Here is a 19,814-nt window from a genome sequence, read left to right on the forward strand (position 1 = left end):
CGCCCGGACCGCCCGGACCCCTCAGGAGACCCCGAGCACCACGGTGTGCCACCCGGTCGCACCGTCCGGCGCGGGCGAGGCGATGTCCGAGGTCTGGGTCTCGCCGTCGGAGTTCGTCGCGCGGACCGCGATCTCGTGTCGACCCGACGTCGCCACCCAGTCAAGCCGCCACTGCCGCCAGGTGTCGGGCCCCGTGACCTCGGCCAGCTCGGCATCCCGCCACTCGCCGTCGATCCCGACCTCCACGCGCGCGATCCCGGTGTGCTGGTCCCACGCGACACCCGCGACGACGACCGGGCCTGCCGCGACGTCGCTGCCTCGCTTGGGCACGTCGATCCTCGACGCGGTCTTCACCGGCCCGAGCGCCGCCCAGCCGAGCGGCGTCCAGTAGCCCTGGTCGTCGGCGAACGTGGTGACCCGCAGCTCGCGCACCCACTTCGTCGCCGACACGTAGCCGTACAGGCCCGGCACGACCATCCGGACGGGGAAGCCGTGCTCCACCGGGAGCGGCTCCCCGTTCATCCCGACGGCGAGCAGCGCCTCGCGGTCGGGATCGGTGAGCGCCTCGAGCGGCGTCCCGGCCGTCCAGCCGTCCTCGCTCGTCGACAGGACCATGTCCGCACCGGGCAGCGGGCCCGCGCGCGCGAGCAGCTCGCGGATCGGGAGCCCGAGCCACGTCGCGTTCCCCACGAGGTCGCCGCCCACGGGGTTCGACACGCACGCCAGGGTCGCGGCGTGCTCGACGAGCGGCATGGCGAGCAGCTCCGCGAACGTCACCGTCACCTCCTGCTCCACGAGACCCGTGATGCGCAGGGTCCACGTGTCCGCGTCCACCACCGGGACCCGCAGCGCGGTGTCGATGCGATAGAAGGTCGCGTTGGGCGTGTGGTAGGACGACAGGCCGTCGACGCCGAGCTCGGCTCCCGCCGGCACCGACTCGGTCGTCGCCGGGGCCGGCAGCGTGAGCAGCGCGCGGGTCTGCTCGACCACGCTCGCCGCGGCACCCCAGGCGCGCAGGGCGACGGCGCCGATCACCGTGAGCGCCGCCGTCGCCGAGGTCCAGACGAGGAATGATCGGCGGGCGGCCCCGGCGGGACCGGAACCGGATGCGGGCACCACGGGCGCGATCGGAAGACCGGGTACATCGGATACGGCCTCGGCGCCCGGCCGGGGAGCAGGTGCACGCGCCCCGGCGCCACCCGCGCGCAGCCGCCGCGTCAACGCCCGTAGCAGCACGACGCCAGCCACGCCCGCGACGGCGGCGGGCAGCGCCGCCACCAGCGACTCGGCCCGCACCGCGGCCGCAACGCCCGCCACGGTCGCGAGGCCCGCGAGCACGAGCGACCCGGCGCCGTCGCGACGGACCTCGCTCGCGCCGGCCCAGCCCGCGAGCGCGAGCACCACGAGCACGACGATGCCGAGCAGCACGGGCTTGTCGGCGGTGCCGAGCGTCTCCTTGCCCCAGTTCACGAGCGAGGCCGGCAGCGCGTCGATGACCGCTCCCCCGACCGCGGCGACCGGCGCCCCCGCCGGCACGAGCACGGTGGCCACGAGCTCGCCCGCCACGAGGGCTGCGGCGCCTGCGACCACGCCACCGAGCACCGGCCACCACCCGGGCGGCGACGCACCGGAGCCTGTCGCGGGGATCGCCGGCCGGGTCATGCCCGCATCCTCGCACCAGGGTGCGACAGCGCTTGACGCGCGCTACCCCGCACTCGGGTCGCGCACCGCGGCGAGGAACAGCGTGAGCCCGGTCTCCGCGTCCGCGACCCGCAGGAGGAACGGCCGGTCGAACGTCACGACGAACGCGTCCTCCGGCCGGACCTGCGCGGCGGTCGAGTCGGCCGCGAGCTCGGTGACGGCAGCGGCGACGGTTCCGCCCTCGTCCAATGTCAGACGCGCCTGCTGGGCCGCCTGGGCGAGAACGAGATTCTCCGTCGTGGTGATGCCTCCCAGGTCGGGCAGGTCGGACAGACGGGACAGCTCCCCGAGCCCGACGGCGTCCAGCGCGAGAAGGAGGTCGAGCGGGCCCGGCTCGAGGTCGAGCACGGGCACCGCGACGCCGATCGGCCGGCCCTGCGCCAGGTCGGTCGCCTCCGCCCCCGTGCGCAGCCCGCCGAGCACGTCGAGCGAGACGTCGGCCGGGTCGGTCCCGGCCGGCGGCAGGACGAGGTCGGCGACGAAGCCCTCGACGTAGGGCAGCCGCACGCTGGTCCAGCCGTCGACGTCGTGCGCCGTCCAGTCCGCCTCCGCAGTCCCGTGCAGCGTGTCGACGTCGACCATGTCGGTGCCGGTGGCGAACGCGGCCGGCGCGGTGTCGCTCGGCTCGAACGGGACGCGCCAGCGGGCAGCCAGCACGATCGCGTCCTGCAGGACGACGCGCAGGTCGGGGTGGGGCGTGATCGCCGACGACCGTACGAGGCCGCCCGTCTCACGGTTCACCCACTCGTCGAGCACGGCCTTGGCCGCGTCGACGCCCAGGTCGGTCGTGTCGACACCCGCGTCGTACCCGCGCGCCAGCGCGGCGAGGAAGTCCGGCTCGACGTCGAGCTCGTCGTCGAGCACGACACGGTCGGCCAGGTGGAGCAGCGGGGCGGCGGGCAGCTGGTCGGCCGCGGCGAGCGTGGGGTCGCCGTCGTAGGCCAGCAGCGCCTCCCGCAGCGCCGAGACGCTCGCCGTGCGGTCGGCACCGGCCGCGCCGAGGGCCGCCTCGAACGCCGCCGCCGTGTCGCCGCGCGCGCCCTCCGCGAGCATCGAGAGCGCGACGTAGGCGCCGAACGGACTCGCGACGGCGTTGGTCGCGTCGCTCGAGGAGAGCATCGCGGCGCCGAGGGCGTCGTTGGCGGCGAGCACGCCGTCGAGCGCGGACGCCTCGTCGAGCGAGACGGGCTGGTTCGCGACCTCGCTGCGCAAGGGTTCGGTCGCACCCTCTGGCGCAGCGCACCCCGCGACGAGCGTCGCCGACACGACGGCCGCACCGACGACGGCGAGCGACCGGCCGCGAGGACGCTCGCCGGGCGCCGTGCGATCTGGACGGCAGGGCCGGACCGGACGCGCACGGCGAGCAGCGCGAGCGGAGGCAGTGGGATCAGCGGGACGAGCGGGACCCTCCATGACCGTGATGTGTCCGCCGGCGGTCCGTGCTTGCACCGCCGGCTCGACGGTGCTCAGCGAAAGCGCGCCGCGATCTCCTCCAGCCGCTGTCGGTAGGCCGCCCACTGCTGCGCGCTCCACGCCGGCACGTTCGGGTCGTCGCGGCGGGAGCCGAGCGCGCCGTCGAGCTCCTCGCGCAGGATGTCGGCCTGCCCCGCGTGCCGCGAGACCTCGACGAGGACGTGCGCGAGGATCTCGCCGAACGTCACCGCACCGCGCTCGCCCCACCAGGGCACCCGTCCGGGTGAGTCCAGCGTGAGCGCCTCGCTCGAGCGCCCCACCTGCTCGATCGTGTGGTGGGCGAGACCGACCACCCACGACCGCTCGACGTCGGGCGACACCCACATGTCCGCGCCCTCCTCGGCGTCGGGCCCGAAGAAGGGCAGCTCGATCCCCGCCTCGCGCCCGAAGCACTCGGTCACGTAGCCGAGCACCACGGCGCTCGTGTGCTGCAGCAGCCCGAGCAGGCTGGTCCCGCTGCCCACGAGCGGCCGCCGCGCGTCGTACTCGCTGAGCCCCTCGGTCTTGTCGACGAGGCTGCTGAGCTCGCGCTGCACGCGGTCGACGAGGTGGTCCTGCACCGTGGACGTCGTGGTCATGGCGCCGAGTGTGCCAGCGGGGTGCGACACGCACGACGGCGGCCCTCACCGCGAAGGTGAGGGCCGCCGTCGGGCACGCGGGTGGCCCGCAGCGCCGGGGTGTCAGGCGCGGGTGTCACACGCCGGGCGTCAGGCCACGAGCGAGCGCAGCACGTACTGCAGGATGCCGCCGTTGCGGTAGTAGTCCGCCTCACCCGGGGTGTCGATGCGCACGACGGCGTCGAACGAGATCACCTCGCCGCTCGGCTTGGTCGCGGTGACGGCGAGCGTGCGCGGGGTCACGCCCTCGTTGAGCTGCGTGATGCCGGCGATGTCGAACGTCTCCGTGCCGTCGAGGCCGAGCGAGCTCGCGCTCTCGCCCGCCGGGAACTGCAGCGGGACGACGCCCATGCCGATGAGGTTGGACCGGTGGATGCGCTCGAAGCTCTCCGTGATGACGGCGCGCACGCCGAGCAGGCGGGTGCCCTTCGCGGCCCAGTCGCGCGAGGAGCCCGAGCCGTACTCCTTGCCGCCGAGCACCACGAGCGGGACGCCGGCCTCGGCGTAGGCGACCGAGGCGTCGTAGATCGTGGTGTCCTCACCGGTCAGGAAGTTGACGGTGAAGCCGCCCTCGACGCCCTTGCCGTCGAAGCGGTCGGCGAGGAGCTGGTTGCGCAGCCGGATGTTCGCGAACGTGCCGCGGATCATCACCTCGTGGTTGCCGCGGCGCGAGCCGTAGGAGTTGAAGTCCTTGCGGTCCACGCCGTGCTCGGCGAGGTAGCGCCCGGCCGGGCTGTCCACCTTGATCGACCCCGCAGGGCTGATGTGGTCGGTGGTCACGGAGTCACCGAGCTTGGCGAGCACACGCGCGCCCGTGATGTCGGTGACCGGCTCGGGCTGGGCCGGCATGCCCTCGAAGTACGGGGGCTTGCGCACGTAGGTCGACTGCTGGTCCCACGCGAACGTGTCGCCTGCGGGGGTGTCCAGCCCGCGCCAGCGCTCGTCACCCGTGAAGACGTCGGCGTAGTCCTCGGTGAACATCTGGCGGTCGATCGAGGCGTCGATCGTGGCCTGGACCTCCTCGGGCGCCGGCCAGATGTCGCGCAGGAAGACCGGCTGCCCGGCCTCGTCGCGGCCCAGGGGCTCGTGCTCGAAGTCGAAGTCCATCGTGCCGGCCAGGGCGTACGCGATGACGAGCGGCGGGGACGCCAGGTAGTTCATCTTGACGTCCGGATTGATCCGGCCCTCGAAGTTGCGGTTGCCCGAGAGCACCGAGACCACCGCGAGGTCCTCGTGGTTGACGACCTCGGAGACGGCCGGGTCCAGCGGGCCGGAGTTGCCGATGCAGGTCGCGCAGCCGTAGCCCACGAGGTGGAAGCCGAGCTTCTCCAGGTAGGGCCACAGCCCCGCCTTCTCGTAGTAGTTCGTCACGACCTGCGAGCCGGGCGCCATCGACGTCTTGACCCACGGCTTGGCGACGAGGCCCTTCTCGACGGCGTTCTTCGCGAGCAGCGCGGCCGCGAGCATGACCGACGGGTTGGAGGTGTTCGTGCACGACGTGATCGACGCGATCGCCACGGCGCCGTGGAACAGCTCGTACTGGCGACCCTCGGAGTCGGTCACCGAGACGGTGCGGCGCACGCGCTCGCCGATCGCCGGGGAGTCCGAGGCCGGGAAGGACTCGAGCTCGGCCTGGTCGATGACGTTGACGACGTCGGGCGCGTACGTCGGCAGGTCGCGGCCGAACTGGGTCTTGGCGTGGGACAGCTCGATGCGGTCCTGCGGGCGCTTCGGCCCGGCGATCGAGGGGACCACGGTGGACAGGTCGAGCTCGAGGTACTCCGAGAACTGCGGCTCGGCGTAGCCCTCCGCGCTCGGGTCGAGCCACATGCCCTGCTCCTTGGCGTACGCCTCGACGAGCGCGAGCTGCTCCTCGCTGCGCCCGGTCAGGCGCAGGTAGTCCACGGTGACCGAGTCGATCGGGAAGATCGCCGCGGTCGAGCCGAACTCGGGGCTCATGTTGCCGATCGTGGCGCGGTTGGCGAGCGGGACCGCCGCCACGCCCGCGCCGTAGAACTCGACGAACTTGCCGACGACGCCATGCTGGCGCAGCATCTCGGTGATCGTGAGGACGACGTCGGTCGCGGTGACGCCCGCCGGGATCGTGCCGGAGAGCTTGAAGCCGACCACGCGCGGGATGAGCATCGAGACCGGCTGACCGAGCATCGCGGCCTCGGCCTCGATGCCGCCGACGCCCCAGCCGAGCACGCCGAGGCCGTTCACCATCGTGGTGTGCGAGTCGGTGCCGACGCAGGTGTCGGGGTAGGCGCGCAGCACGCGCTCGCCGTCGACGTCCACCTCGCGCGTCATCACGACGCGCGCGAGGTACTCGATGTTGACCTGGTGCACGATGCCGGTCCCCGGCGGGACGACCTTGAAGTCGTCGAACGCCGTCTGGCCCCAGCGCAGGAACTGGTAGCGCTCGTGGTTGCGCTCGTACTCCAGCTCCACGTTGCGCTCGAACGCGTCGCGGCGGCCGGCGACGTCGATCTGCACCGAGTGGTCGATGACCATCTCGGCGGGCGCGAGGGGGTTGATCCGCTTGGGGTCGCCGCCGAGCTCGGCGACGGCCTCGCGCATCGTGGCGAGGTCGACGACGCACGGGACGCCGGTGAAGTCCTGCATGATCACGCGCGCAGGCGTGAACTGGATCTCGGTGTCGGGCTGGGCGTCCGGGTCCCACGCCGCGATGGCGCGGATGTGGTCGGCGGTGATGTTCGCGCCGTCCTCGGTGCGCAGCAGGTTCTCGGCGAGGACCTTGAGGCTGAACGGCAGCCGTGCCGTCCCCTCGACCGCCGAGAGGCGGTAGATCTCGTAGCTGGCGCCCGCGACCTCGAGGGTCCCTCTGGCTCCGAAGCTGTCAGGTGTGCTCATGGGGTCTCCTCGCGCTCGCGCAAAAACTATCTTGACGTCAAGATATCTTACGTCGTCGGGCCCACCGACGGCGAACCGGCTCGCCCAGCATGCCCGCCGTCCCGCGCCTGCACCACCCGCCGCAGCAGCACCAGCAGGGCTCCGCCGACGGCCACGACGGCGAGCACGAGCAGCCAGTCGGCCGCCGTCGGCACCTCGAGCAGGAAGAAGTCCCGTGCGAGCGGCACGTACGGCGCGCCGACGCCGGCCGCGGCGAGCACCGCGACCATCGCGGCCTTCCACCACGCGAACCGGCCCTGGTAGGCCACGACGATGACGAGCCCGAGTCCCGTCGCGCTGAGGGTCGCCAGCGTGCGGGCCGTCGTCTCGCCGTCGTGCGCGGGGTCGCGGGTGGCCAGGTACACGCCCATCGCGGCGACGGCGACGAGCAGGCCGGCCGGCAGCGCGAACGAGAGCACCCGGCGCAGGAAGCCCGGCACGTACCGCTCCTGCGAGGGCGGCAGCGAGAGCAGGAACCCGGGGATGCCGATCGTGAGCGCGGAGACCAGCGTGAGGTGGCGCGGCAGGAAGGGGTAGCCGATCGGCACGGCGAGGGTCGCGAGCACCGTCACGACGGCGAGCACGGTCGAGTAGGCGGTCTTGACGAGGAAGAACGTCGCCACCCGCTCCATGTTGGCGATGACCCGCCGGCCCTGCGCCAGGACGCCGGGCAGGGTGGCGAACCGGCCGTCGAGCAGCACGATCCGGGACACGGCCTTGGTGGCGCGCGCGCCCTCGCCCATCGCGATGCCGAGGTCAGCCGTCTTGATCGCGAGCGCGTCGTTCACGCCGTCGCCGGTCATCGCGACCGTGCGGCCCTGCGCCTGCAGCGCCTCGACGATGCCGACCTTCTGCTCGGGCGTGACCCGCCCGAGCACGGGCGCGTCCTGCAGCGCGTCGCCGAGGGCGGCCACGTCGTCGGGCAGCGTGCGGGCGTCCGTGCCCGGCACGTCGACCCCCGGCCCGAGCAGCTCGACCTTCGTCGCGATGGCGCCGACCGTGTCGGCGTTGTCGCCGGAGATGACGTGCAGCGCGACGTCCTGCTCGCGGAAGTAGCCCAGCGTCGCCGACGCGTCGCCCCGGACGCGCTCGGCGAGCACCGCGAGCGCGGCGGGCACGACGGCGGGCATCGCCTCGTCGACGTCCGGCAGGCCCTCGGGGGCGCGGGACAGCAGCACGACCCGCGCACCCGCACCCGCCCGCTCGCGGGCGGCCGCGAGCGTTGCGCGGGCCAGGGCGTCCTCCCGGCCCGCGAGCACGACCTCGGGCGCCCCGAGGACCCAGGCCTCGCCGTCGGCGTCGAGCGCGGACCACTTGCGCGCCGAGGAGAACGGGACCGAGGCGCCCACGGCGGCGGGCACGATCGCGGATCCGGTCGTGCTCGCCCCGCTCGCCGCACCCGGCGCGGTGCCCGCCCTGGACCGCACGTGCTCGGCCAGGGCCGCGGCGGTCGCGTTCGCCCCCGGCTGCGCGCCGATCGCGGCGAGCACCGCGAGCACCCGGCGGTCCGGCTGCGCGGAGGTGGGCTCGCCGTCGGCGTCGAGCACGAGGAGCGCCTCGCACGCGACGGCGCCGTCCGTGATCGTGCCGGTCTTGTCCAGGCAGAGCACGTCGACCCGGGCCAGCACCTCGACCGCGGGCAGCTCCTGGACGAGGACGCCTCGCCGCGCGAGCAGCACGGCGGCGAGGGCGAAGTTGAGCGACACGAGCAGCACCAGGCCGTCGGGGATCATCCCGACGACCCCGGCCACGGACTGCACGACCGCGTCGCGCCACGTCCCGTTCGCGAGCGCCGCGTCCCATCCGCCGAGCGCGCGCAGCTGGCTGAGCCCGAGCAGCACGGCCATCGGCACGATGATCCACGAGACGACGCGCAGCACGCGGCGCACCCCCGCCTGCAGCTCGGAGGAGGCGAGGGAGTAGCGCTTGGCGGCGGCCGTCACCTTCTGCGCGTAGGAGTCGGCACCGACCCGGACGGCACGCACGGTCGCGGCCCCGGCGACCACGGACGAGCCCGAGAGCACCTCCTCGCCCGTGCCGCGGCGCACCGGACGGGACTCGCCGGTGAGCAGGGACTCGTCGAGCTCGAGCCCACGGGTCTGCAGGACCTCCGCGTCCACCGGGACCTGGTCGCCCGCGGCGATCTCGAGCACGTCGTCGAGCACGACGTGCCCGACGGCGACCTCCCGCACCTGCCCGTCGCGCAGCGCCCGCGCGGTGGGTGCGTCGAGCACCGCGAGCTGGTCGAGGGTGCGCTTCGCGCGGTACTCGGTGACGACGCCCACGAGCGTGTTGACGACCAGCACGAGGCCGAACAGCGCGTCCTGCCAGCGGCCGGTGAGGAGGACGAGCACGAACGCCGTGCCGAGCATGGCGTTGAACAGGGTGAGGGTGTTCGCCCGGAGGATGTCCGCGAGGCTGCGCGACGTGGCGTCGTCGGCGCGGTTGACCTGACCCGCGGCGACCCGCTGCGCGACCTCGGCCTCGGTGAGCCCGACGAGGGTCGCCGTCGTCACGCCGGCCACCCCTGCTCCGCGGCGAGGCGGAGGTCCCCGGGCGCGTCGAGCACCGCGATCGCCTCGACGTGGTGGGTGTGCGGGAAGAGGTCGTAGGCCTGCAGGTCGCTCAGCACGTAGCCGCGGGCGACGGCGCGGGCCGCGTCCCGCGCCAGCGCGGCGGGGTCGCACGCTACGTAGACGATGCGCCGCGGGCGCAGCGCGGTCAGGGCGTCGACCACGCCGCGACCGGCGCCGACCCGGGGCGGGTCGAGCACCACGACGTCGGGTCGCACGTCAGCGAGCAGGCCGCGCGTCCCGGGCGCCCGGGTCTGCGCGTCGGCCCTCGTCCGGCCGCCGCGCCCCGAGCGGCCCCGCGCGCCGCGGCCGCCGCCCTCGCCTCGACCTCGGGGCGCGTGGCCGTCGGCGGCCTGCGCGAGCAGGTGGTCGACGTCGCCCTCGACGAGCCGCACCCACGGGTGGGCGCGCGCGTTGCGCCGGGCGTAGCGTGCGCCGTCGCCGGCCCCCTCGACGGCGACCACGACGCCGGACTCCCCCACCGCGTCCGCGAGCGGGAGCGTGAGCAGGCCGGCGCCGGAGTAGAGCTCGAGGACGTGCTCGCCCTCGCGCAGGTCCGCCGCGGTCAGCACGCGCTCGGCCAGCAGGCTCGGCGCCTGGGGGTGCACCTGCCAGAAGCCCGTGCCCGCGACGCGGAACTCGTACTCCCGGCTCGCGCCCGCGGGGTCGGTCACCGTCACGCGCTCGACGACGCCGGCCCGCACGCCCGGTCGGCCGGGCGCGGGCTCGCCGTCGACGTAGACCGCCAGGCCGTCGTGCGCCGCGACGACGTCGAGGCGGGTGCCCGGCGGCCAGGACTCCTCGAGCACGCCGGAGGAGCGGATCTGCTCGACGGCGAGCGGCATGTCCGGCACGGGCACGAGCGCGTGGCTGCGGTGGCGGTGCATCGCCGGGCGACCCTCGGCGTCGACGACGAGCTCGATGCGGGTGCGCGTGCCGAGCCCGCCGCGCGCCTCCTCGCCCGGCGCCGCGTGCACCGGCACGTCCGGCACCTCGAGGTGGCCGATGCGCCGCAGCGTGTCGGCGATGACGGTCGCCTTCCAGCGGCGCTGGGCCTCGAGCGTGAGGTGGCCGAGCTCGGCGCCGCCCACGCCGCCCGGCCCGGCCGGCGGCCACACGTGCGGCACCCGGTCCGGGGAGGGCTCGTGGACGCTGATCGCGTCACCGCGCCAGAACCGCGCGCCCTCGCCGGCGTCGGTGAGCCGGACGTCCACGAGCTCGCCCGGCGCGGCGTGCCGCACGAAGACGACGCGACCCTCGTGCCGGGCGACGACGTGCCCGCCGTGCGCCGGGGCGCCCGTGCGGACGCCGCGCAGCACGTGGCCGTCCTGGCTCACGAGCGCCCCCCGCGCAGGGGAGCCCCCGAGGAGGCCCGTGGGATGAGGGTCGGCATGGCGCGTTCGATCCGCGGCTCGCCGTGCTCGGCGAGCAGGTCGAGCGCGGTGGCGGCGATGTGGTCGTACGGGACGAGGACCGAGGAGAGCGGCACCGGCATCCGGCGGGAGAACGGGATGTCGTTGTAGCCCACGATCGCCACGTCCTGCCCCGGGACCTGGCCGGCCCGGTACGCGGCCGACATCACCCCGATGGCGAGGTTGTCGTTCGCGGCGAACACCGCCGTCGGTCGCTCTGCCGCGGGAAGGGCGAACAGTCGCTCGCCGGCGAGCACGCCGTCGTCCACGCCGTACGTCGGCGCGTGGCCGACGAGCTCGGCGGGCGCCTCGAGGCCGCGCTCGGTGAGGGCGCGCCTCGCCCCGGCCAGCCGCGATCGCGCGGTCGAGGTGAACGCGGGTCCTGCCACGACGGCGACGCGCTCGTGCCCGAGGTCGAGCAGGTGGCGCGTCGCGAGGTAGCCACCCGTCTCGTCGTCGCCGAGCGAGGACGCGCTCACGCCGTCGGTCCGCAGCACGAGGACGTGCGGGATCCCGCGCTCGCGCAGCGACTCGGGGAGGGAGTCGTCGAAGCGCGCCGTCGCCAGCACGAGGCCGTCGACGTTGCGGTCGAGCAGCGTCTCGGTGGCGCGCGCCTCGTCCTGCGGGTCGTCACCGCTCGTCGCGACGACCGCCATGAAGCCGCGCGCTCGCGCGGCGCTCTCGACCGCCTCGTACATGACGGCCATCACGGTGTCGGACAGCCGCGGGACCAGCATGCCGATCGTCCCGGTCGCACCACGGCGCAGGCCGGCCGCGATCGCGTTGCGGCGGTAGCCCAGCTCGTCGGCGGCGCGGCGCACCCGGTCAGCGCTCGCCGAGCGCGACCGGGGCCCCCGTTCGTCCAGCACGCGGCTCGCGGTCGAGACGGACACCCCGGCTGCGTCGGCGACGTCACGCAGCGTCACGACCTGTCGTTCGAACGCCACGTCCACCCCCGGTTCGGTCTGGTCTGCACCCGCCATCCTTCCATCCGCTCGGCCACGCCGCCGCGCCACCATCGCGCCGGCGACCCGGGAACGATCCGTGGCAGACGCAGGGTTGACCTGTGATCGGGACGGGGGGCATACTTGCAATCGTTCCCGTGAACGATTGCACGTTGATCCCGACAAGGAGAAGAACAATGACGTTGGACATGCGCGGCATCAACCCGGCCCCCGTGACGCCCTTCACCCGCGACGGTGCGGTGGACGTCGAGGCCATCCACCGCCTCGGCGGCTACCTGGGCTCCCTGCCCTACGTGAAGAGCCTCATCGTGCTGGGCCACGCGGGCGAGGGCACGTTCCTCACCCAGGCCGAGCAGGTGCAGGTGATCGAGGAGTTCGTGGCGTCCACCGACGGGCGCGTCCCGGTCATCGCGGGCATCACCGGCGAGGGCACGGCCGTCGCCGTCGAGGAGTCGCGCCGCGCGGTCGCCGCGGGCGCCGCCGCCGGGCTCATCTACCCCTCGCACGGCTGGCTGCGCTTCGGCTTCCAGAAGGGCGCCCCGCAGGACCGCTACAAGGCGATCTACGAGGAGGCAGGCCTGCCCAGCATCCTCTTCCAGTACCCGGACGTCACCAAGGCGTCCTACGACCTCGAGACCCAGCTCGAGATCGCCGGCCAGGAGGGTGTGTTCGCCACCAAGAACGGCGTGCGGAACATGAAGCGGTGGGACACCGAGATCCCGATCCTCCGCGAGACCTACCCCGACCTGCAGATCCTCTCCTGCCACGACGAGTACCTGCTGCACACGGCGTTCGACGTGGACGGCTTCCTCGTCGGCTACGGCAACATGGCGTCGGAGCTGCTGAACGAGCTGCTCGAGGCCGGCAAGGCGCAGGACTACGCCGCGGCGAAGGCCGTGCACACCAAGCTCTTCCCGCTCACCCAGGCCGTGTACCACCGCGGCTCGCACATGGAGGGCACCGTGGCCCTCAAGGAGGCGCTGGTCGCCCGCGGCATTCTCGAGCACGCGACCGTCCGCTCGCCGCTCCTCCCGCTCGCCGAGGGCGCGCACGAGGAGATCGCGGCCGCGCTGGCGTTCGCGGGCCTCGGCCAGGCGGTCGTCCCCGCCTGATCGGCCCACCCGGATCTCCCGGCCGCGCGGCTCACCCCCGCGCGGCCGGGACGCCCCGCTCCCCCGACGTTCCCGTTCCTCCCCCAGGGTGCCGGCCCACCCGCAGGCCTACGGCGTCTCGACGCCGCCATCGAAGGAGATGACCCGCGTTGTCCGGCACCCCGACGGGCGGCCCCGTGCGCCCCCGTCCCACCACCCCCGCTCCCACCCCGTTCCCGCGGCCGCTCGCGGTCGCCAGGGGGTGGCGGCGATGATCTGGCTCCACCTGCTCATCCTGCTCGGCGCCATCGCGATCGGCGCCAAGGTCGGCGGCATCGGCATCGGGTTCGCGGGGGGCCTCGGCGTCCTGCTGCTCGGCCTCACGGGCGCCACGGTCTCGCTCGACGACCTGCCCCTCACCGTCGTGGCGTTCATCATGGTGGTGATCGTCGCCGTCGCCGCCATGCAGGTCGCCGGCGGCATGGACTACCTCGTCGATCTCGCCGACCGAGTGCTGCGGGCCAACCCCAAACGACTCACCGTGCTCGGTCCGGTCGTCATCTACCTGCTCACGCTCACCGCCAGCACCGGTCAGGCGTCCTTCGCGACGATGCCGGTGATCGTGGAGGCAAGGAGAACGACGTCCGCCCGCAGCGCGCCCTCACGATCGGCGTCGCGGCCTCGCTCGTCGCGATCACCGCCTCCCCGATCTCAGCGTCCGTCCTGTTCATGTCCTCCCTCCTGGAGGACGGGGACACGGGCTGGGACTACCTGCTCCTGCTCGCCATCGTGATGCCAGCGACACTGCTCGCGGTCCTCGCGACCTCGGTGCTCTACCTCGTCTGGGACCGCGCGCGGGGCCGCACCGCGCTGTCGACGCTGCCCGAGTACGCCGAGCGTCTGCGCACCGGTGAGGCGCGGCCTCCGCAGCCGCACGAGGCGCGCGACCTGCCGCCCGGCGCCCGACGCTCGGTGGTGATCTTCGTCGTCGGACTCGTCGCGGTGCTCACCTACGCGGTCCTCACGAGCGAGCGGGTCGGCCTCGTCGACCCGCCCGCGATGAACGGCGCGGCGGCTCGCGTCGCGGCCATGCTGACCGTCGCCCTGGCGATCCTCGTGCTGTGCCGCGGGGACGTGAAAGAGATCCCGTCGGCCTCGACCTTCAAGGTCGGCATGACGGCGTGCACGTGCATCCTCGGCGTGGCCTGGCTCGGCTCGACCTTTGTCAACAACCACAGCGAGCTCATCGGCGAGCTGGCGGGCGATGCACTGGTGCAGTGGCCGTGGCTGCTCGCCGTCGTCATGATCCTTGCCTCGTCGCTGCTCTACTCCCAGGCCGCGACGGCGCAGGCGCTGATGCCGACCGCGCTCGCCCTCGGCGTCGCGCCGGCTGCGATCGTGGCGGCGTTCCCCGCCACCGCCGGCATGTTCATCCTGCCGACCTACCCGACCCTCCTGGCCGCCGCCGAGCTCGACGACACCGGTTCCACGCGGCTCGGCCGCCACGTGTTCGACCACCCGTTCCTCGTTCCGGGCCTGATCGTGGCCGGGCTGTCCGTGACGCTGTCGTTCGTCTTCGCGGGCCTGTACGGGGCGTGACGCGGCGACCTCCGGGAACTGGCCCTTGACGGCGGCCTCGACGCGCCCGCACACTTGCAATCGTTCCCGGGAACGTTCCTTATCGAACGTCCCTCGCGGTCATGCACTCCGTGACCACTCGTCCGAGCCTTCCCGTCGACGTCGACCCGCGGCAGAGTTGCCGCTACGGAGGACCCCATGCACGACACGACCCGTCCCACCGGCACCGTCGCCCCAGCGGCCGTCCGCGCAGACCCGCTCCCCCAGACGGTCGCGGGCCCGCCCGCGCCAGAGCGGCAGGCAGCCGCGTCCACCGCAGTGCCGAGCGCCACGGGCGAGACGACCACCACCGGTCGTCGCTCCTTCGTCCGGCTGCTGCGGATGGCCGGCCCCGCATTCGTAGTCGGCTGCTGGGGCTTCGGCCCCGGCAACCTCACCACGTCGATCCAGGCCGGCTCCGGCTTCGGGTACCAGCTCGTCTGGGTCGTCGTGGCGGCGACGATCCTCATGCTCACGCTCACCGACATGAGCGTCCGTATCGGCATCAAGTCCCCCGTCTCGCTGCTCACCGCGGTCAAGCAGCGGCTCGGCACCTGGGTGGGCTACCTCGCCGGCTGCGCCGTGTTCGTCATCACGCTGATGTTCTCCGTCGGCAACGCGGTCGGGTCCGGCCTGGCCCTCTCGATGCTCTTCGGCGGCGCGCCGGTGTTCTGGTCCGTCGTGTGCACGCTCGCCGTCGCCGTCGTGCTCGTGCTGCGCAACGTCTACGGCGTGATGGAGCGGGTGATGATCGTCGCGATGGCGCTCATGGCCCTCGCGTTCGTGCTGTCGGCGGTGCTCGCCCGGCCGGACTGGTGGCTCGCCGTCGAGGGCCTCGTCCCGCGCGTCCCGGAGGGCTCCACGACCATCGTCATCGCCCTCATCGGCACCTGTCTCTCGGCGAACGCCGCCTTCTACAGCGCCTACGGGACGCGCGAGCGTCGGCGGACGGAGTCGCAGTACCGCGACATCACCGTCGCCGACACGGTGCCCGGCATCGTCGCGCCCGGCGTCATGACGGCCCTCGTGATCCTCGTGGCGGCCAAGGTGTTCGACGGCCCCGGCGAGATCGCCTCGACGATCGGTCAGCTCTCCTCCGTGTTCGAGCCGCTCGCCGGCAGCGTGGGCACCTGGGTCTTCTCGCTCGGCTTCTTCGCGGCGGCGTTCTCCGCGATGACCGCCAACGCGACCGCCGGCGGCACGATGCTCTCCGACGCGCTCGGGAAGGGCGCCTCCGCGTCCACGACGGCCGCCCGCATCTTCTCCGGCGTCATCCTCACCGTGGGTCTCGTCGTCACCGCCATCTTCCAGGCCTCACCGGTGCAGCTCATCGTGATCGCACAGTCCCTCACCGTGCTCACCGCGCCGGTGCTGTGCTTCCTGCTCGTCTACATGGCGACGAAGGCGGAGTTCATGGGCCGGCTCCGGAACCGGTGGTGGCAGGTCGCGCTCGGCGCCGTGGCCTTCGCGGTGCTCGGGGTGTTCTGGGTCCAGCTCGTGATCGGGCTCGTCTCGTGATCGGGCTCGTCTCGTGACCGGGCTCCTCGCGTGATCCCCGGCCGACGGCGAAGGCCCCGCCGTCCCTGACGCCGCACGCCCGGGCTCGATCCTGACCGAGACCCCTGGACCCCGCGCGGGTCCGGGGGTCTTGGCATGTCGGCCGAGATCCGCCCGCCCTGGGCGATGTCGGCGGCGCGTGGCACGCTCGACCCACGCCCCCGCCCCGGGGTGAGCACGTCCCCCTCGGACCCGCACCCGTCACTCTCGAGGAGCCCCCATGAGCCTGGACAGCACCACCCGCGCCGACCTCCCCACCGGGACGACCGGACGCACGATCGTCGTCCTCGAGCCCGGTGCCCGCGGCGAGGGCGAGGGACTTCTGCGTGACGTCACCGGCATCCGCGTGCAGCGCGTGGGCGATACGCCGCCGGGCTCCGTCCCGGGCGAGTACGCCTACCTCGACCAGCTCGGCATCGCGATCCTCGCGGCGGATCCCGACCAGGTCAGCGCCCTGGGCGCGGCCGCCGCCGGAACCGAGCTCCCCGTGCGCTCCTGCGAGCCAGAGGTCTACGTCCGTGCGCTGGGCCAGCACACCGCCGCGGTCTCGGCCGACGAGACCTACCTCGCGGAGGAGCCGGGCACCGACCCGGCCACGCTCTGGGCGGACTCGCCGAACGCGACGTGGGGCATCCAGGCCGTGCACGCCGCGCCGCCCGCCGGAAGCCGCGCGCCCTGGGCCGGCTCCGGGATCACGGTCGCGGTGCTGGACACCGGAGTCGACCTCGGCCACCCGGACCTGGCCGGGGTCGTCGTCGCCCACCAGAGCTTCGTCGACGGCGAGGAGGTGCACGACGGGCTGGGCCACGGCACGCACGTGGCGGGCACGATCGCCGGCGCGCACACGCCGCCGGGCGGGCAGCGCCGGTTCTCGGTCGCCCCCTCGGCGCGCCTCGCCGTCGGCAAGGTGCTCTCGAACGAGGGGTCGGGGTCCTCGGGCGGCGTGCTGGCGGGCATCAACTGGGCCGTCTCGCTCGGAGCGCCGGTCATCTCGATGTCGCTCGGCTCGGCCGTCGCCAAGGGCGAGACCTACCTGCAGTACTACGAGGCCGCCGCCCAGGCCGCGCTCGACGCGGGCTGCCTCATCGTCGCGGCCGCGGGCAACGAGGGGTACATGCCGGTCGGCTCACCCGCCAACTGCCCGAGCGTGATGGCCGTGGCCGCGCTCGACCGGGCGCTGCTGCGGGCGTCCTTCTCGTGCGTCGCGCTCAACGGCGACGGCGGCGAGGTGAACATCGCCGCGCCGGGGGTCGACGTCTACTCCTCCTACCCGGTGGCTCGGGGGTCCTACGCCTACCTCTCGGGCACGAGCATGGCGACGCCGCACGTGTCCGGGGTCGCCGCCGTGTACGCGCAGGCCACCGGGCTGCGCGGGCGCGAGCTGTGGGCGCGGGTGGTCGAGACCGCGCGGGCGACCGGGCAGGACGCGATGCTCGTCGGCGCCGGCTGCGCCACGGTGCCCACCCGGCCGCCGGCCTGAGGATCGGACGCGCGCCGCCCGGGGGTGGGCAGTCGTCGACGGCAGGCTGACCCGGGGTGAGAATGGAGGCATGTCCGGCTCCACGCCGCTGCACCGCCGCACCCCCCACGCCCCCGAGCGCCCCGAGCGTCAGGCCGTCGTGGTGACGATCACCGGTCGCCCGCTGAGCACGACGCTGCCCGCGCTCGAGGAGTGCGGGCTCGCCGTCACCTCGGTGCTCGATCAGCTCGGGATCGTGCTGGGGCGAGCCGACACCCCGACCCGCGAACGGCTGGACCTGCTTCCGGGCGTGCACGTCGAGGCCGAGCAGGCGGTGCAGTTGCCACCGCCGGACTCGCTCCTGCAGTAGCCGAGCCGGTCGTGGTCGACCGGGCCACCTCGGCGGCTCACTCCTGCGGGCCGCCGGTCCGCCACTGGACGACCGGCTCGTCCCACCGCGACTCGTCCGCGCCGTCGCTCGCGGAGTCCAGCTGCCAGGGCACCGAGGCCACCACGACGCCGGGCGTGAACAGCAGACGGCTCTTGAGCCGCAGGGCGCTCTGGTTGTGCAGGATCTGCTCCCACCAGTGCCCCACCACGTACTCCGGCACGTAGACGACCACGAGGTCGCGCGGTGAGGTGCTGCGCAGCGACTTCACGTAGTCCAGCACCGGGCGGGTGATCTCGCGGTAGGGCGAGTCCAGCACGGTGAGCGGGATCGGGATCTCCTTGTCGACCCAGTCGGCGCGCAGCCGCTCGACGTCCTCCGGGTCGACCCCGACCGTGATGGCCTCGAGCGAGGACGGGCGGGTCGCTCGCGCGTACGCGATGGCCCGCATCGTCGGCTTGTGCACCCGCGAGATGAGCACGACCGCCTGGACCCGGGACGGCAGCGCACGCGCGGCGCTCACGTCGTCGAGCTCGAGCTCCGCGCGCACCCGGTCGTAGTGCTTGGCGATGCCACGCATCGCGACGAAGAGGATCCCCATGAGGACGAGGGTGATCCAGGCGCCGCGGGTGAACTTCGTGACGAGGACGATGACGAGCACGACGCCGGTGAGCCCCAGCCCGAACGCGTTCACCGCGCGCGAGCGGACCATCCGCGACCGGACTCGGGCGTCGACCTCGGTGCGCAGCGCACGCGTCCAGTGCCGCACCATGCCGAGCTGACTCATCGTGAAGCTGATGAAGACGCCCACGATGTAGAGCTGGATGAGCCGCGTGACCGAGGCGTCGAAGATGATGACGAGCGCGATCGCGGCGGCCGCGAGGGCGATGATGCCGTTGGAGAACGCGAGGCGGTCACCCCGGGTGTGCAGCTGCCGCGGCAGGAGCCCGTCCCGCGCGAGGATCGAGCCCAGCACGGGAAACCCGTTGAACGCCGTGTTCGCCGCGAGGACGAGGATGAGGCCGGTGACCGCCGTCACGAAGTAGAACAGCACGGGGGTGTGGTGGAACACCGCGTCGGCGATCTGCCCGATGACGGGGTGCTGCTCGTACCCCACGGGGAGCGCCCGACCACCGTCGGTCATCTGCTCGTGCGGGTTCTCGGCGAAGACGACGCCCGTGGCCCGGGCGAGGAAGAGGATCGCGGCGATCATGGTCACCGAGATGAGACCCAGCAGCAGGAGGGTCGTCGCGGCGTTGCGCGACTTCGGCTTCTTGAACGCCGGAACCCCGTTGCTGATCGCCTCGACACCCGTCAGCGCCGCGCAGCCGGAGGAGAACGCCCGGGCGAGCAGCATCGCGCCGCCGATGCCCACGAGGCCCTGCTCGAACCCGGGCTCGGCCACCAGCTCGAAACCCGCGCTCTCGGCCAGCGTGAGACTGCCGGTGAAGTACTGCACGGTGCCCCAGACCGCCATCAGTCCCATCGCGAACATGAACAGGTACACCGGGACGGCGAAGAACGCCCCCGACTCCCGCACGCCGCGCAGGTTCATGAGGGTGAGCAGCACGATGGCGCCCACCGCGATGGCGGCCTCGTAGCCGTTCACCGACGGGACGATCGCCGACAGGTACTGCGCGGCCTGGGAGATCGAGACCGCCACCGTCATGACGTAGTCCACGAGCAGCGCGCTCGCGACGCTGATGCCCGCGTTGCGGCCGAGGTTCGTCGTCGCGACCTCGTAGTCCCCGCCACCCGAGGGGTAGGCGTGCACCGTCTGGCGGTAGGAGGCGACCACCGTGAGGAGGACGACGGCGACGGCGAGCCCGATCCAGGGCGACAGGAGGTAGGAGGTGACGCCCGCGATCGAGAGCGTCAGCAGGATCTCGTCCGGCGCGTAGGCGACCGACGACAGCGCGTCCGAGGCGAAGACGGGCAGCGCGATGCGCTTGGGCAGCAGCGTGTGGCCCAGCGCGTCACTGGACATCGGGCGCCCGAGGAGGACGCGCTTGGCGCCGTCGAGGATTCCTGGCACGGGTCGACATGCT

General features: G+C 73.5%; 12 protein-coding genes and 1 pseudogene. 5 read left to right on the top strand and 8 right to left on the bottom strand.

The features are described 5' to 3' along the window. Positions 1 to 21 precede the first annotated feature (21 nt). From AC3AQ1_RS01370 to AC3AQ1_RS01400, 7 genes are all read right to left on the bottom strand, one after another. Complete coding sequence (locus tag AC3AQ1_RS01370; protein ID WP_108717516.1) at positions 22 to 1,662, bottom strand: molybdopterin-dependent oxidoreductase; 1,641 nt, start codon at positions 1,660 to 1,662, stop codon at positions 22 to 24. Between the two features lie 42 nt (positions 1,663 to 1,704). Continuing rightward, the gene (locus AC3AQ1_RS01375) at positions 1,705 to 2,913 is read right to left on the bottom strand and encodes a serpin family protein (protein ID WP_159096329.1); all 1,209 of its coding nucleotides are present in this window, start codon (positions 2,911 to 2,913) and stop codon (positions 1,705 to 1,707) included. A gap of 254 nt (positions 2,914 to 3,167) precedes the next feature. Then, the gene (locus AC3AQ1_RS01380) at positions 3,168 to 3,752 is read right to left on the bottom strand and encodes a mycothiol transferase (RefSeq protein WP_108717518.1); all 585 of its coding nucleotides are present in this window, start codon (positions 3,750 to 3,752) and stop codon (positions 3,168 to 3,170) included. Positions 3,753 to 3,881: 129 nt separating this feature from the next. Then, complete coding sequence (gene acnA, locus AC3AQ1_RS01385; protein ID WP_108717519.1) at positions 3,882 to 6,665, bottom strand: aconitate hydratase AcnA; 2,784 nt, start codon at positions 6,663 to 6,665, stop codon at positions 3,882 to 3,884. 47 nt (positions 6,666 to 6,712) lie between these two features. After that, on the bottom strand, positions 6,713 to 9,220 hold the full coding sequence (locus AC3AQ1_RS01390; protein WP_108719890.1) for an HAD-IC family P-type ATPase: 2,508 nt from the start codon (positions 9,218 to 9,220) through the stop codon (positions 6,713 to 6,715). Continuing rightward, positions 9,217 to 10,614 carry a class I SAM-dependent RNA methyltransferase gene (locus tag AC3AQ1_RS01395; protein WP_234417649.1) on the bottom strand — a complete coding sequence of 466 codons (1,398 nt, stop codon included), beginning with the start codon at positions 10,612 to 10,614 and terminating at the stop codon, positions 9,217 to 9,219. The genes AC3AQ1_RS01390 and AC3AQ1_RS01395 overlap by 4 nt, the downstream gene beginning before the upstream one ends. Continuing rightward, on the bottom strand, positions 10,611 to 11,672 hold the full coding sequence (locus tag AC3AQ1_RS01400; RefSeq protein ID WP_108717520.1) for a LacI family DNA-binding transcriptional regulator: 1,062 nt from the start codon (positions 11,670 to 11,672) through the stop codon (positions 10,611 to 10,613). Before AC3AQ1_RS01400 ends, AC3AQ1_RS01395 begins: the two co-directional genes overlap by 4 nt. A 158-nt stretch (positions 11,673 to 11,830) precedes the next feature. Here AC3AQ1_RS01400 and AC3AQ1_RS01405 point away from each other — a divergent pair, with 158 nt between their 5' ends. The 5 genes and pseudogenes from AC3AQ1_RS01405 (at position 11,831) to AC3AQ1_RS01425 (ending at position 17,748) form a co-directional block, all read left to right on the top strand. Further along, positions 11,831 to 12,766 carry a dihydrodipicolinate synthase family protein gene (locus tag AC3AQ1_RS01405; protein ID WP_108717521.1) on the top strand — a complete coding sequence of 312 codons (936 nt, stop codon included), beginning with the start codon at positions 11,831 to 11,833 and terminating at the stop codon, positions 12,764 to 12,766. A 250-nt stretch (positions 12,767 to 13,016) separates the two neighbouring features. Next, a pseudogene (locus tag AC3AQ1_RS01410) lies at positions 13,017 to 14,344 on the top strand (anaerobic C4-dicarboxylate transporter family protein). Between the two features lie 177 nt (positions 14,345 to 14,521). Continuing rightward, on the top strand, positions 14,522 to 15,880 hold the full coding sequence (locus tag AC3AQ1_RS01415; protein WP_108717522.1) for an Nramp family divalent metal transporter: 1,359 nt from the start codon (positions 14,522 to 14,524) through the stop codon (positions 15,878 to 15,880). A 259-nt stretch (positions 15,881 to 16,139) separates the two neighbouring features. Then, positions 16,140 to 17,399, top strand: a complete 1,260-nt coding sequence (locus AC3AQ1_RS01420) for a S8 family serine peptidase (RefSeq protein ID WP_108717523.1) — start codon at positions 16,140 to 16,142, stop codon at positions 17,397 to 17,399. 70 nt (positions 17,400 to 17,469) lie between these two features. After that, on the top strand, positions 17,470 to 17,748 hold the full coding sequence (locus tag AC3AQ1_RS01425) for a hypothetical protein (protein WP_108717524.1): 279 nt from the start codon (positions 17,470 to 17,472) through the stop codon (positions 17,746 to 17,748). A gap of 37 nt (positions 17,749 to 17,785) precedes the next feature. Here the strand turns inward: AC3AQ1_RS01425 and AC3AQ1_RS01430 are convergent, their stop codons facing one another. Further along, positions 17,786 to 19,753 (bottom strand): APC family permease, encoded by a 1,968-nt coding sequence (locus AC3AQ1_RS01430; protein WP_108719892.1) that lies wholly within the window; start codon positions 19,751 to 19,753, stop codon positions 17,786 to 17,788. Between the last annotated feature and the right edge of the window lie 61 nt (positions 19,754 to 19,814).

The organism is Miniimonas sp. S16, from assembly GCF_057748195.1.

Excerpts from the sequence above, each read along its gene's own strand:
- AC3AQ1_RS01370 (WP_108717516.1), bottom strand. The coding sequence starts at position 1,662 with ATGACCCGGCCGGCGATCCCCGCGACAGGCTCCGGTGCGTCGCCGCCC.
- AC3AQ1_RS01380 (WP_108717518.1), bottom strand. The coding sequence starts at position 3,752 with ATGACCACGACGTCCACGGTGCAGGACCACCTCGTCGACCGCGTGCAG.
- acnA (WP_108717519.1), bottom strand. The coding sequence starts at position 6,665 with ATGAGCACACCTGACAGCTTCGGAGCCAGAGGGACCCTCGAGGTCGCG.
- AC3AQ1_RS01400 (WP_108717520.1), bottom strand. The coding sequence starts at position 11,672 with ATGGCGGGTGCAGACCAGACCGAACCGGGGGTGGACGTGGCGTTCGAA.
- AC3AQ1_RS01405 (WP_108717521.1), top strand. The coding sequence starts at position 11,831 with ATGACGTTGGACATGCGCGGCATCAACCCGGCCCCCGTGACGCCCTTC.
- AC3AQ1_RS01415 (WP_108717522.1), top strand. The coding sequence starts at position 14,522 with ATGCACGACACGACCCGTCCCACCGGCACCGTCGCCCCAGCGGCCGTC.
- AC3AQ1_RS01420 (WP_108717523.1), top strand. The coding sequence starts at position 16,140 with ATGAGCCTGGACAGCACCACCCGCGCCGACCTCCCCACCGGGACGACC.
- AC3AQ1_RS01425 (WP_108717524.1), top strand. The coding sequence starts at position 17,470 with ATGTCCGGCTCCACGCCGCTGCACCGCCGCACCCCCCACGCCCCCGAG.
- AC3AQ1_RS01430 (WP_108719892.1), bottom strand. The coding sequence starts at position 19,753 with ATGTCCAGTGACGCGCTGGGCCACACGCTGCTGCCCAAGCGCATCGCG.